Here is a 12,541-nt window from a genome sequence, read left to right as displayed (position 1 = left end):
CGCCGTCTGCGGCTGCCATGACACCCTCCGGTGTCATGGCAGATGACAGGAATAGTGGGTTTCAGGCGGGCATGACGGCGCTCATCGTCCGGATTCCGGAGGCGGAGCCGGCGGTCCGCAGGTGGCGTGAACGGCTCGACCCCTCAGCCCGCGCCGGGGTCCCAGCCCACGTCACGGTGCTCTTCCCGTTCCTCGACGAGAGCCGGACAGACGCGCTCGTCCACTCCGCTCTCGCCGAGGTGCTGGGCAGCCACCCGGCGTTCGACCTGCGGTTCGAGAGATGCGGGCGGCTTCCGGAAGTGCTCTTTCTCGTCCCCGAACCTGACACGCCGCTGCGGCGGCTCACGGAGGCGATCGCCGACCATTGGCCTGAGGCACCGCCGTACGGCGGCCGGTTCGCCGAGATCGTGCCGCACCTGACCGTCTCTCAAGGTCAGGACGACACCGTCATGGAAGAGATCGAGGCCGAGCTCTTCGGCAAGCTCCCGTTCACCTCGCGCGTCTCGTCGGTCGAACTCATCGTGTTTGACGGGACGAAGTGGCAGGAACGGGCGTCTTTCCCGCTCGGGGGATGAACAGCTCGATCCTGTCCCGCGACCATGGTTGAGGGGCCCGGCTCAGCCGGGCCCCTCGTCGTGTTCCCCCGTCACGGCCGCCTGCGAGGCGGCTGTCGGGCCGGGGAAGGTGATCAGTAGGCGGAGTCGACGTTGTCGATCGAGCCGTACTTGTCGGCCGCGTAGTTGGCGGCCGCGGTGATGTTGGCGACCGGGTCGGTCAGGTCGTGCGGGGTGCCGGGGACGTGGTAGGCGTCGAACGTGGGCTGGATGACCTGCAGCAGGCCCTTCGACGGCGTCCCGTTCTGCGCGTTCACGTCCCAGTTGTTCTGGGCGTCGGGGTTGCCGGAGGACTCACGCATGATGTTGCGGTGCAGGCCCTCGTAGCTGCCGGGGATGTCCTCGGACTTCATGATGTCCAGGGCTTCCTTGATCCAGCCGTCGAGGTTGTCGGCGTACTGCTTCTTCGCCTTCTTGGCCTTCTTCGCGACCGGAGCGTCCACCGCCGACACCTGGGACGCCGAGACGTTCGCCGGTACCGGGGCGGCCTGAGCGGGCGAAGGGGCCAGCGTGAGCGCCGCGGCTGCGGCACCGGCGGTGGCTATGCCTGCGACGGACAGCTTGCGGAAGCGGACGATGCGGCGGGTGGTGTTCTGCGTGGGGGCGGTCATACGCGAGTGACTCTCCATCTGGGGACGACGTGGGGATGCCGGCCGAACGCGGTACGGCGCAAGAAGCGGCTCTCCGCGAGGCGGCTGGGGGATCGGGCGGTCGGGCGAGCGTGCTGTGCTCCGGCCCGTACCGGGATCCCCGCAACGACAGCCATGGTTAGGGCCCCACCGATCGCGGCGCAAGGATGTGACGTACTACCCCATCACGTAGCAAATGCCCTGCCGGTCGTACGCAAGGCGCCAGGGCGCGGCACCGCGGAACGCCGCAGTACTACCTCTCCTAAGACGTGACGTGGCTCCTGTGCGGGGCATCACAGCCACGCCTCCTGCCCGGGCTTCCACATGACTCACCGATCATGCGAGATCACACTCCGTGCGCTGGCCGCCCGCGCAGCCGTCTCCCGCAGCAGGAGAAGGGCCGCCGCCGGCGCGGGGGGCCCGGAGCCGTGCGTCGCCAACGTCGCGCCCGCCCGGCGTACCGCGTCGAGGCGGAGGGACTGGACACCCACGAGGGCGCGGATGAAGGGTCGGTACGGCGGGTCCACCACGCCCGCGAGGGCCGCGGCCGCCGCAAGGCCGGTGGCGGCCCGGTCCGCCTGCTCCTGGACGAGCCGGCCCAGGGCGGCGTCGGGCCGGGTGAGGTCCGCGCCGTGGCGTGCCACCGCGTCGGCGGGGACACCTGTCCGGCCCCCGCGCACGTCCTCGGCCAGATCCTCCAGGAAGTCGATGCGCTGCATGGCGTGGATGAGACGGTGACAGCCGTCCGTGAACGCTTCCCGGGCCGGCGCGCCGGCGGGGGCGAGGAGACAGGCTGTGAGCATCAGCGCGGGCAGCGAGTACTCCCGCACATACCGCTCCAGCTGCTCCTCGTCCGCGATGGTGCGCCACGCCACCTCGCGCTCGCAGCCCCGCAGGAACGCGTCCACGTGGGCGCGCACGCTCGGGTGCCGCTCGGCGGTGCTCACCAGGCAACGCAGGACGGGCAGCGCGGAGTCACCCTCGGCGAACGCCTTCCGCACGAGCCCGCCCCACTCCACGAGCGCGGCCGCCCGAACGTCCGGCGCCCCGCGATCGATCCGGTCGTCGGTGTCGTGCATGAAGGCGACAGCGGCGACGACATGGGGCAGAAGTGCGGCGGGGAGCAGCAGCCGCGCGGCCGCGTACTCGGCGGTCGCGAACCTTCGCACCGCCCGGCGCTGCTCCGTGTAGTCCCGCCGTAGCCGCGGCTCCCTGACCCCGGCCCGGTCGAGATGCCGCTGCCACATACCGATCCCCTCTCCACGCCCGCTGAGAGCCTACGACGACGCCTGGTGCACCATTCCTCCACACGCCCGGTCGGTCACGCTGCCGCCGTGCAGTCTCGCCGTCGCTGCGTCCCGGGTTCCGGCGTGCAGCGTCGCGCGAGAGAAGCGCGTCTCGTGGATGGGCGGAGTCGTCACGGTTCGTGCCCCTCGCCGACGGTGTCCGCCACCGGGCTCGCTGATACGTCGACCGAGGCGGGCTGCGCGGCACGGGAACGGTCGAGGACCGTGTCCCGGACCGTTCCGACGCCGTTCGCGGCAGCCGTTAAATGGCTTGAGCTCGGGCGGTGGGACGGACAGGATCGGGGAACACCGATGAGTTCTTCCCGGCGCCGCGGTCTGTCGGTGTGACCTGCTACGCGCGGAGGACACTCACATGACGGAAGGCGCCATGCTCGCACCCCACGCAACCCCCACCCACTCGCCCGACCGTGTCACTGCCGTGCTGCGGATCCTCGTGCTGTCCACGTTCGTCGTTCTCCTCAACGAGACGATCATGGTCAACGCGATCCCGCGGCTCATGCGCGAGTTCGAGGTCACGGCGGCAGCCGCGGGGTGGCTGTCCACGGCCTTCATGCTCACCATGGCCGTCGTCATCCCGGTGACCGGGTGGTTCCTCCAGCGCGTGACGACCCGGACCGCCTTCGGCCTGGCCATGGCGCTGTTCCTCGTCGGTACGGCGCTGGCCGCGGCCGCGCCCGCCTTCCCCGTGCTCCTGGTCGCGCGTGTCATCCAGGCCGGCGGCACCGCCGTCATGATGCCTCTGCTCATGACGACGCTGATGACCCTCGTGCCCCCGCAGGACCGCGGCCGGGTCATGGGCAACATCACCCTCGTCATCTCCGTCGCGCCCGCCCTCGGTCCGGCGGTCTCCGGCGTGCTGCTGCAGCTGGGCAACTGGCGCCTGCTGTTCCTGGCGGTCCTGCCCATCGCCGCGGCCATGGCGATAGTCGGTCAGCGCAAGCTGGTCAACATCGGCGAACCGCAGGCCGGTCCGATCGACTGGCTGTCCGTCCCTCTGGCGGCAGCGGGCTTCGGCGCCCTGGTCTACGGCCTGAGCGGCCTCGGTGCCGGGGACGAGGCAACGGCGGTCGTGCTGCCGGAGGCGACGACCCTGGTCGGTGCCGTGCTGGTCGGCCTCTTCACCTGGCGGCAGCTGGCCTTGCAGCGCTCGTCCACGCCGCTCCTCGACCTGCGCGCCCTGACGTTCCGTCACTTCTCCGTGGCGCTCGGCCTGATGTGTCTGTCCTTCATGGCGCTCATGGGTGCGTTCATCCTGCTTCCGATCTACCTGCAGGAGGTGTGCGGGCTGACCTCACTGCAGACCGGGCTGCTCCTCATCCCGGGCGGCCTGACGATGGGCCTGCTCGGGCCTCAGGTCGGCAAGCTCTACGACCGGCTCGGCGCGCCGCGGCTGGTCGTCCCGGGAGCCGTGCTCACCGCGCTCTGCCTGGCGCTGTTCGCCCTCACGGGCGAAGAGACGTCTCCGTGGGTCGTGCTCGCCCTTCACGTCGCCCTGAGCGCCGGCATGGCGTTCGTCTTCACCCCCGTCTTCACCTCGGGTCTGTCCGTGCTTCCGCCGCACCTCTACCCCCACGGCTCGGCCATCCTGGGCTCGCTCCAGCAGGTCGCGGCCGCCGCAGGCACCGCCCTGGTCATCAGTGTCATGTCGGGACGCGCCGCCACGGCAGCAGCCTACGGCGCCGGCCCGACGGAGGCCCTGGCCACGGGTATCCGGTGGGGGTTCGGCATTGGCGCCGTACTCGGAGGGCTGACGGTCCTGGTCGCGCTGCTCGTCCGTACGCCGCCCGTCCCGCAGGCCCCCGCTGCGCCAGAGGCCCAGGACGAAGACGGCACCACGGCGACCAAGACCGCACCCACAACCACCTAGGTGCTGCCGGGCGGCCAGGTCCTCCTCAGGCCACGGAGAGCAGGTCCACCACGAAGACGAGCGTGGAACCGGCCGGGATCAACGGGGTGGGGGACTGGTTGCCGTAGCCGAGGCGCGGGGGAACGATGATCTCGCGCCTGCCGCCGACCTTCATCCCCCTGACTCCCCGGTCCCAGCCCTTGATGACCCTGCCGCCGCCCACGGCGAACTTGAAGGGTTGGTCCCGGTCCCACGAGGCGTCGAACTCCTTGCCGGACGCGAAGGTGACTCCGACGTAGTGAACCCGGACCACCCTGCCCGGCTTCGCCTCGGGCCCGTCCCCGACGACGAGGTCCCGGATGGTCAGCTCTGTGGGAGCCTCGCCCTCCGGAAGGTCGATCTCGGGCTTCGTCGGTTCGCTCATGTCCTGCCGCCTCGTTCCTCTCCAGCGGCCCGCCCTGCACGGACCGGCCGGGTGCACGGTGACACCCGTGCGCTCCGAGGATCACGCTACCGAGAACACTGATCGGCCGGCGTGCCACAAGGGCCGGTGCTCGTCGTCGACGGTCCCGCCACAGACCGGGGCCGCGTCCGGACCAGCGCGGGCATCCCTCGGAAGAGACCATCTAAAATGACCGCACGTCGACGGCGCATGCCGTCGACGTCCATGCCGGTCGGACCAGTTGCGCGGACTTTCGTCCGTGAGCCGTCCGACCGGCTGCGTTCAGGTAGCTGATCTACGGGGGAAGATCCGGTGTTCGGAATCATCAGGCCATGCCGTCATCGGCTGGGCGAGGGCTTGCGTACCGAGTGGATGGCGCACTTGTGCGGGCTGTGCCTGGCGCTGCGCGGAGAGTACGGGCAGTTCGCGAGGGTGGCCACCAACTACGACGGTCTGATCATCTCGGTACTGACCGAAGCTCAGTCGGAGCGAAGCGGCGACTGGCGGCGAGAGGCCGGTCCGTGCCCGCTGCGCGGGATGCGGTCGGCCGACGTGGCGCAGGGCGAGGGCGCACGGCTTGCGGCGACGGTGTCCCTGGTGCTGGCCGCCGCGAAGATACGTGACCATGTGGCCGACGGCGACGGCCTGTTGGGACGCCGCCCGGCTGCGCTGGCGGCCCGCCGGATCGCGCGGGGCTGGGACCGTGCCGGCGCCGCAGGCGGCGAACGGCTCGGCTTCGACACCGCGGTGCTGCTCGAGGCGGTCGAGCGGCAGCCGCAGATCGAGCGGTCGACCGGCCCGGGCGGCTCGCTGCTGACGGTCACGGAGCCCACGGAGACGGCGACCGCCGCCGCCTTCGCGTACACCGCCGTACTCACGGACCGCCCGGCCAACGCGGAACCGCTGGCGGAGGCCGGTCGTCTGTTCGGCCGACTGGCGCATCTGCTGGACGCGGTGGAGGACCTGGACGCGGACGAGGCGTCGGGCGCGTGGAACCCCGTCGCCGTGACAGGAGCGGACCGCGCCGAGGTCCGCAGGCTCTGCGACGACGCCGTTCACGGAATCCGGCTTTCCCTGTCCGACGCCGAGTTCGTCGACGGCCGGCTGGTGCGGGCGCTTCTGGGCGGCGAGCTGGAGCGTGCCGTCGATCGGGTCTTCGACCCCCGGCATCGCCACCATCGGCACAGCCGCCCGGCGCGCGGCGTGCGCATGCTGCCCTGGCTGGGCCGCCGTACGGCGACGCAAGAGCCCTCGCAGGGCGGCGCGGGCGAGGCGTGCGGTGTCGGTGCGCTCGCCGTCGCGGGCCCGGGGGGCGCGCCGACGGCATCGGGCCGGCCGCCGGAGGGGCAGTGCCGCCGCTGCCGCGAGGTGCGCCGACTGTGTGGCGATTGCAGGCTTTGCTACAACTGCTGCCGCTGCGACGACGACGCGGACCCGGGTGACGGGGAGTCCTGGCAGTTCGGCGACGGCAATCGCAGCGGCGGGTCCGGCAGGGACGGTTCCGGGGGTGAGGGCTGGTTCGGCGGCCATGGCGGCGGCAACTCCGGGGGCTCCTCGGGCGGTTCGGGCGGAGGTCACGGGTCGGGTGGCTCCGGCGGCTCCGGTGGCTCCGGCGGTGGGTCCGGTGGTGGGTCCGGTGGTTGCGGCGGCTCGGGCGACGGCTGTGGCGGAGGCTGCTGCAACCCCTGCAAGTGCTGCTGCGACTGCTGCGACTGAACAACGGATGAGCCATGCGGAGGAGCGGCCCACCAGGAATCCTGGTGGGCCGCTCCGTTCGTGCGATGCGTACGCGTGTCGATGGAGCCGTTCGCGTCAACATCAGGCCGATTCCATTCGAAAACCTTCGTACGGCAAGGGTGTTGCGGAACGCCGTTCACTTGGGCGTATTACTCTTCCTTGACTCGCACTTGGGCTTGCTTTGGTGAAGCCTGATGATGGTTCGACCGGAGGGAGGCGCGCCCGGATGTGGTCCGTCCGCGTGTCCGCGACGCTGCGCGCGGCCCTCCTCTACGCCCTCGTCCTCGTCTGTGCCGGCCTCTCACTCTCCCCCGTCGCGTCCGCGACACAGCTTCCCCGGCCCTGCGCCCAGCAGGTCGCGCCGGCCGCGGCGTTCGAGTCCGCACACGCGGGGGGCGGCGAGGCCGACACCTCCGACGGGTCCGTCCTCCACCGTGACCGGCGGCGGCCCCTCGCCGCGAACGCAGGCCTTCCCTGCCTGCCGGCGGTCACGCGCACCGTCCCGCTCGTGGATGCGTCGGCGGCCCGCCCCGGTGGCACGGACACCGGGCCGAGACCGAACGACCGCCACGACTCCTCCGCCCTGCAGGTGTTCCGCTGCTGACAGGCGCTGCCGACCTGCGCCGACCTGTCAGCCCGACGCGCCCCCACGGCGCGCCAGGAGGAATCATTCATGCAGCCCCTCGTCGACATCGCCCGCCGATACGGACAGCGCTCTGAGGAGTTCGCCGCGCGTACCGCGGGCCAGTCCCCGCCCGTCCTGTTCATCACCTGTTCCGACTCCAGGGTCGTACCCGCCCTGGTCACCGGGTCCGACGCCTTCGAGGCACTGTGAGGAAGGACGTCCCGATGCTCCGCTCCTTCCCCTTCCTGCGGCAGGACGTCGCCGCCTCGCTCGTCGTCTTCCTCGTCGCCCTTCCGCTCTGCCTCGGCGTCGCCGTCGCCTCGGGCGTCCCCGCCGAACTGGGCCTCATCACCGGCATCGTCGGCGGTCTCGTCACCGGCCTGATGCGGGGCAGCAGCCTCCAGGTCTCCGGTCCGGCCGCCGGCCTCACCGTTCTCGTCCTCGAAGCGGTCCGCGCCTTCGGACTCGCCGCGCTCGGAGCCATCGTGCTGGCGGCCGGTGTGCTGCAGATCGCCATGGGCCTCCTCCGGTGGGGCCGGTGGTTCCGCGCCATCTCCCTCTCCGTCGTCGAGGGCATGCTCGCGGGCATCGGGCTGGTCATCATCGCCGGGCAGCTCTACGCCGCGGCGGGCATCCCCGCCCCGGACTCCGGTCTCGACGAGCTCGCCGGCCTGCCGGGCGCGCTGGTCGAGGCACTGGGCAGCCGCACGGCCCTCGTGTCGCTCGCCGTCGGCGCCGGCACCGTCCTCGTCATCGTCGGATGGCGACGGATGCCCGGCAGGGTCCGGGCGGTTCCCGGAGCCCTGGTGGCAGTGCTGCTGGCCGCCCTCGCGACCGCGGTGTTCGGTCTTCCGGTGGAGACCGTGCGGGTCGGCGGCGTGCTGGAGGCCGTCCACCTGCCGGGCACGGAAGCCCTCTCCTCCCTCGCCGATCCGGTCCTCCTCGGCACGGTCCTCGCGTTCGCCCTGATCGCCTCCGCCGAATCGCTGTTCAGCGCGGCGGCGGTCGACCGGCTCCACGCGGGTTCGCGCACGGAGTACGACAAGGAACTCGTCGCCCAGGGCGCGGGCAACGCGGTGTGCGGGCTGCTGGGTGCGCTGCCGCTCACCGCGGTCATCGTGCGGAGCTCGGCCAACGTCGAGGCCGGCGCCCGGACCAAGGCGTCCCGGATCCTGCACGGTGTCTGGCTGCTGCTCTTCGTCGCCCTGCTGCCCGCCGTCCTCGCGTACATCCCGCTGGCGGCGCTGGCCGGGATCCTCGTGCACGCCGGCTGGAAGCTCATCCCCTTCAAGGGCGTCCTGACACTGTGGCGACGCCACCGGGGCGAGGCCGTCGTCCTCGTGGCGACGGCGGCGGCGATCGTCTCGGTCGGCATGTTCGAAGGCGTCCTGATCGGCCTCGCCCTGTCGGTCGGAAAGGCCGCGTGGGAGGCCTCACAGCTCCGGATCGAACAGACCGACGACGGTCGCGGAGTGGTCCGCGTACGTCTTCAGGGGACGGTCACCTTCCTTCGGCTGCCCCAGATACTCGACAGCCTGGAAGCCCTGCCGAGCGACCGACGGGTGGTCCTGGACCTCACCGGTGTCCACCACCTCGACCACGCCTGCCGCGCCGCGCTGGAGACATGGGCGGAACGGCACGGCGGCGCGGACGCCGAGGCCGTGCGCGCGGCCACCGCCCCCGACCGCCGTGAGGACGCGGCCGCGGCCCCGGTGGGCCCCTCGCGCTGACGCCCGGTCTCGTACCGGGACCGCCGACCGGGATCGATCGGCCAGGCCTGAGCGGCCAGGCCCGAGCGGCCGGGTCCAACCGGCCGGGACCAGGCAGCCGGGCAGCCGGGCGGCCAGTCGGCTGCCCGGCTGCCTGGCCCGTATGCGTCTGCGCAACGGCGTGCTCACACACGTGTCCGGCACCGGACCGGCGGCCGCACCGCCGGACGTCCAGCTGACGCTCGCCGAGGACGATCTGCGCGCTCTGCTCCTCGGTGCCGCCTCCGCCGCCGATCTGGTCGAGGAGGGGCGGCTGACGGTCGACGGCGACCTCGGCCGGCTCTCCGGGCTCATGGACCTTCTCGGCGAGCCCGACCCCGACTTCGCCATCGTCACGCCCTGGGGGGCGCTGTTCTGACAGTTCGGCCGGCACACGTCGGTTCGTGAAGGCGTACGTCGGCCCCGCGGCGCGGGCGCCTCAGACCGCGCCCGAGCGGAGGTCCTCCAGGACCGTGCGGGCCGCCCTCGCCCCCGACGCCAGCGCGCCCTGGAGGGAACCGGTCGCCCGGTGGTCCCCGCACACGTACCGGCCGGGCGCCCACCGCGTGGTGCGGGAAAGCGGCGTCGGGCCCGGCATCGCCGGCAGCGCGTCGGTGACCGTGACGCGGTGCACCAGCTCCCAGTCGGCCGTGTCCGCTCCGTACACCTCGCCCAGGGCACGCAGCAGGGGTGCCATGTCCGTCGCGCCGGGGGAGCCCAGCACCGAGGTGGACACCAGCGCCCGGCCGTCGGTGGAGAACCCGGGCTGGACGGCGGTGAGGACACACGTGTTGAGGAACCTGCGCCGGGAGTCGACGACGAGGACGGGCTCCTCCGACGGAGGCCGCGCCGCCGCGTGGTACACCGTGGTGACGGTCCGTCCGTCCGGGACACGAAGCCCCGGGAGCAGCTCCGCCGCGACCCGCTGCCCGGTCGCCACGACGACGGCGCGGCACGGCACTTCGCTGCCGTCGGCGAGGGTCACGCCTCCGGGTGTCAGCGCGGCGACCGGGGTCTCCGTACGCAGCGCGCCCCGCGGCAGCCGGGACGCGAGCTGGACGGGCACGGCGCCGATCCCTCCGGCCGGGAGGCAGAGCGTGCCGCGCAGCATGCTCCGCCACACCAGGTGGAAGAAGCGCGCCGAGGTCTCGAGCCGGTCCTCCAGAAAGACGCCGGACAGGAACGGCCGGAAGAACGTCTCGACCAGTCGCGGCGACACGCCCGCCGCGGCCAGAGCGTCGAGGGTGGTCCCGTCGGAGCCGCGCCGCAGCACCGACGCCGGGGCCAGCGCGTCCCGGGCCGACAGGGCGGAGAGGGCGAGCAGGTCGCGACCGGAGGCCAGCCGTCCGGGGAGCAGATCCCGGCTCTCCCTCAGGCGCCGGCTCGGGTCGGTGAACCGGCGCGGCCCGCCTTCGGTGTGCACGAGCACCCCGGGGGTGAACGGCCGCAGCCGCAGTGCCCTCAGGTCGATGCGGCGCTTCACCTGCGGATACGACGTGTTGAAGACCTGGAAGCCGCGGTCCACGGTGAATCCGGCCACCCGGTCGGTGCGCATCCGCCCGCCTACCGTGTCGCCGGCCTCCAGGAGCACCACCCGCAGGCCCTCCGCACTCAGGTCACCGGCGCAGGCCAGGCCGGCGGCGCCTGCTCCCACGACCACCGCGTCGTATGTTCCGTTGTTCGCCGTCCGTTCCATGCCGTCCTCTTTCCCTGGGTTGTCCTCTGCGGGGAGACCGCTCATGGGGGCGTGTCCCGCTGCGCGCGCTCCCGCTCCTGCTCCAGGAGGGCGGACAGGTCCCGCAACCGGTCGAGACCACGCAACGCCCGGGACATGCGGGCGTTGTGGCCGAGGCTGTCCCGATGCCGGTGGAGGAAGGCCCAGTACCCCGCCGTGAACGGGCAGGCGTCCTCGCCGACGCGCCGGTCCGGGTGGTAGGGGCAGGGCCCGCACAGGTCGCTCATGCGGTCGATGTAGGCGCCGCCGGAGGTGTACGGCTTCGTCGTCATCCGGCCGCCGTCGGCGTACTGCGACATGCCGACCACGTTGGGCAGCATCACCCAGTCGTATCCGTCGACGAAGCTGCGGTGGAACCAGTCCGTCACGGCTGCCGGGTCCCAGCCGCGCTGGAGGGCGTAGCTGCCCAGGACCATCAGGCGCGGGATGTGGTGCGTCCATCCGGTGTCCCTGACCTGGCGCAGTGCCGTCGCCACGCACCGGGCCGAGACGGCGTCCGCGTCGAGGTCGTCCCACCAGTCGGGCAGCTGACCGGTGTGGCCGAGGGCGTTCGACGTCCGGTAGTCCTCGCCGAAGTACCAGTAGAGCTGCCAGACGTACTCGCGCCAGCCGGCGACCTGCCGGACGAACCCCTCGACCGAGTTGAGCGCCGCATCACCCTCCCGCCAGACGGCCTCCGCCCCTTCCACGCACTCGGCCGGGTCGAGCAGCCCGAGGTTCAGGGACGAGGACAGCAGGCTGTGACTCATGGTGGCGTCGTCGGCGAGCATGGCGTCCTCGTGCGCGCCGAACCCGGCGAGCCGGTGGCTCAGGAAGCGCCGCAGGGCGGCCAGGGCCTCCCGGCGGTCCGCCGGGAACGCCCGCGGACCGTCGCGGCCGACGAAGGAGACGTCCCCGTCGCGTTCCCAGCGGTCCAGGTCGCGCCGGACCTCCTCGTCGACGGCGTCCTCCCGGGGCCGGTACGGCGGGGACGCGCCGAGCGAGCGGGCCCCACGCGGCGGCGGCCGACGGTTCTCGTGGTCGAGGTTCCAGGTGCCGCCGGCCGGCTCCCCGCCCTCCATCAGGAGGTCGTGGTCACGGCGGACCTGGCGGTAGAAGGCTTCCATGCGGAGCGTGCGCCGGCCGGCCGCCCAGGCGGCGAAGTCCTCCTGCCGGACCAGGAACCCGCGCGGAGGCAGCACCGTGACGTCGGCGAGCGACCGTACGAGACGCAGGGCCGCCCGTGAGGTGGGGTGGTGCACCGTCACCCGCTCGCGGCCGACGGCCTTCCGGAGTCCTTCCCGGTAGGTGTCCGCCCGCAGGTACGTGACCCGGTCGCCGAGTTCGGCGGCGCGGTGCCGCATCGCCGACAGGATCAGGTGCGCCTTGGCCCGGTGGAAACGGCGGCGTCTGAAGACGGAGCGCGATTCGATCATGACCACGGGCGCGTCTCGGGCGGGCCCGCCGTCCCCCGCCTGGAGGAAGGAGGGACCGAGCTGATCGCCGAAGAGCCAGTGTGGGTTCGTCATGCGCGTCCGTCCGTGCGCGGCGCTCTGTCGCACCGTCCCTTCACCTTCGCCCCGCGGGCGCCCGGCGGATGCGGCAGGCGCGGGGCGGGGTCGGGGAGTCGCGTGCACGGTGACGAGCGAGCCCCGGTACGTCGGCTGCGTCCGCAGGTGGCCGGAGCGCTCGTCCCGGGCGCCGGCCTCGAGAAGCATCTCGGGCCGGCCGAAGCACGCCGCCTCCGGCAGGACGGGCCCCGGCCCCTGCGCGCCGAACATCGCGAATCGACGCGCAGGGCCCTCGTGGCCCGGTCGACCCGTCGCGGCGAGAGCCACTCCGCCGCGCCGGGGCCGGTGAGGCACAGTCAAGCAAGCGG

The 12,541-nt window shown here is 72.5% G+C and carries 11 protein-coding genes and 1 pseudogene; 7 read left to right on the top strand and 5 right to left on the bottom strand.

From position 1 onward, the window contains the following. Positions 1-35 precede the first annotated feature (35 nt). Positions 36-575 (top strand): 2'-5' RNA ligase family protein, encoded by a 540-nt coding sequence (locus ACF1G2_RS17430; RefSeq protein ID WP_391799073.1) that lies wholly within the window; start codon positions 36-38, stop codon positions 573-575. Positions 576-688: 113 nt separating this feature from the next. Here ACF1G2_RS17430 and ACF1G2_RS17425 read toward each other — a convergent pair whose 3' ends face one another. Continuing rightward, positions 689-1,225: a transglycosylase SLT domain-containing protein gene (locus ACF1G2_RS17425; RefSeq protein ID WP_391799072.1), complete on the bottom strand. Its 537-nt coding sequence runs from the start codon at positions 1,223-1,225 to the stop codon at positions 689-691. Positions 1,226-1,572: 347 nt separating this feature from the next. Further along, positions 1,573-2,490, bottom strand: coding sequence for a squalene/phytoene synthase family protein (locus ACF1G2_RS17420; protein WP_391799071.1), 918 nt, complete (start codon positions 2,488-2,490; stop codon positions 1,573-1,575). Between the two features lie 412 nt (positions 2,491-2,902). On the opposite strand from ACF1G2_RS17420, the gene ACF1G2_RS17415 reads away from it, so the two are divergent. After that, complete coding sequence (locus ACF1G2_RS17415; RefSeq protein ID WP_391799070.1) at positions 2,903-4,417, top strand: DHA2 family efflux MFS transporter permease subunit; 1,515 nt, start codon at positions 2,903-2,905, stop codon at positions 4,415-4,417. 25 nt (positions 4,418-4,442) lie between these two features. Here the strand turns inward: ACF1G2_RS17415 and ACF1G2_RS17410 are convergent, their stop codons facing one another. Continuing rightward, positions 4,443-4,820 carry an FKBP-type peptidyl-prolyl cis-trans isomerase gene (locus ACF1G2_RS17410; RefSeq protein ID WP_391799069.1) on the bottom strand — a complete coding sequence of 126 codons (378 nt, stop codon included), beginning with the start codon at positions 4,818-4,820 and terminating at the stop codon, positions 4,443-4,445. 330 nt (positions 4,821-5,150) lie between these two features. Between ACF1G2_RS17410 and ACF1G2_RS17405 the strand changes: the two genes are divergently transcribed. From ACF1G2_RS17405 to ACF1G2_RS17385, 5 genes and pseudogenes are all read left to right on the top strand, one after another. Continuing rightward, a complete protein-coding gene (locus tag ACF1G2_RS17405; RefSeq protein WP_391799068.1) occupies positions 5,151-6,554 on the top strand; it encodes a DUF5685 family protein in 1,404 nt (467 codons plus the stop codon). A 247-nt stretch (positions 6,555-6,801) separates the two neighbouring features. Beyond that, positions 6,802-7,179 carry a hypothetical protein gene (locus ACF1G2_RS17400; protein ID WP_391799067.1) on the top strand — a complete coding sequence of 126 codons (378 nt, stop codon included), beginning with the start codon at positions 6,802-6,804 and terminating at the stop codon, positions 7,177-7,179. 69 nt (positions 7,180-7,248) lie between these two features. Beyond that, a pseudogene (locus ACF1G2_RS17395) lies at positions 7,249-7,389 on the top strand (carbonic anhydrase); the annotation flags it as partial. A 35-nt stretch (positions 7,390-7,424) separates the two neighbouring features. Next, positions 7,425-8,930 (top strand): SulP family inorganic anion transporter, encoded by a 1,506-nt coding sequence (locus ACF1G2_RS17390; RefSeq protein WP_391799066.1) that lies wholly within the window; start codon positions 7,425-7,427, stop codon positions 8,928-8,930. A gap of 142 nt (positions 8,931-9,072) precedes the next feature. Beyond that, positions 9,073-9,327, top strand: coding sequence for an alkyl sulfatase C-terminal domain-containing protein (locus tag ACF1G2_RS17385; RefSeq protein ID WP_391799065.1), 255 nt, complete (start codon positions 9,073-9,075; stop codon positions 9,325-9,327). A 60-nt stretch (positions 9,328-9,387) separates the two neighbouring features. Here ACF1G2_RS17385 and ACF1G2_RS17380 read toward each other — a convergent pair whose 3' ends face one another. Together ACF1G2_RS17380 and ACF1G2_RS17375 are read right to left on the bottom strand one after the other, a co-directional pair. Further along, positions 9,388-10,644, bottom strand: coding sequence for an NAD(P)/FAD-dependent oxidoreductase (locus ACF1G2_RS17380; RefSeq protein ID WP_391799064.1), 1,257 nt, complete (start codon positions 10,642-10,644; stop codon positions 9,388-9,390). Between the two features lie 41 nt (positions 10,645-10,685). Further along, positions 10,686-12,191, bottom strand: coding sequence for a cryptochrome/photolyase family protein (locus ACF1G2_RS17375; protein WP_391799063.1), 1,506 nt, complete (start codon positions 12,189-12,191; stop codon positions 10,686-10,688). Positions 12,192-12,541 lie beyond the last annotated feature (350 nt).

It is taken from the genome of Streptomyces sp. NPDC013457 (genome assembly GCF_043089925.1).
Lineage (GTDB): Bacteria > Actinomycetota > Actinomycetes > Streptomycetales > Streptomycetaceae > Streptomyces.
This window is presented reverse-complemented; position numbering and strand designations above follow the sequence as displayed.

Bases quoted from the DNA above. Each gene is read 5' to 3' on its own strand.
- ACF1G2_RS17415 (WP_391799070.1), top strand. From the start codon at position 2,903: ATGACGGAAGGCGCCATGCTCGCACCCCACGCAACCCCCACCCACTCG.
- ACF1G2_RS17390 (WP_391799066.1), top strand. From the start codon at position 7,425: ATGCTCCGCTCCTTCCCCTTCCTGCGGCAGGACGTCGCCGCCTCGCTC.
- ACF1G2_RS17410 (WP_391799069.1), bottom strand. From the start codon at position 4,820: ATGAGCGAACCGACGAAGCCCGAGATCGACCTTCCGGAGGGCGAGGCT.
- ACF1G2_RS17430 (WP_391799073.1), top strand. From the start codon at position 36: ATGGCAGATGACAGGAATAGTGGGTTTCAGGCGGGCATGACGGCGCTC.
- ACF1G2_RS17375 (WP_391799063.1), bottom strand. From the start codon at position 12,191: ATGACGAACCCACACTGGCTCTTCGGCGATCAGCTCGGTCCCTCCTTC.
- ACF1G2_RS17420 (WP_391799071.1), bottom strand. From the start codon at position 2,490: ATGTGGCAGCGGCATCTCGACCGGGCCGGGGTCAGGGAGCCGCGGCTA.
- ACF1G2_RS17400 (WP_391799067.1), top strand. From the start codon at position 6,802: ATGTGGTCCGTCCGCGTGTCCGCGACGCTGCGCGCGGCCCTCCTCTAC.
- ACF1G2_RS17425 (WP_391799072.1), bottom strand. From the start codon at position 1,225: ATGACCGCCCCCACGCAGAACACCACCCGCCGCATCGTCCGCTTCCGC.
- ACF1G2_RS17385 (WP_391799065.1), top strand. From the start codon at position 9,073: ATGCGTCTGCGCAACGGCGTGCTCACACACGTGTCCGGCACCGGACCG.
- ACF1G2_RS17380 (WP_391799064.1), bottom strand. From the start codon at position 10,644: ATGGAACGGACGGCGAACAACGGAACATACGACGCGGTGGTCGTGGGA.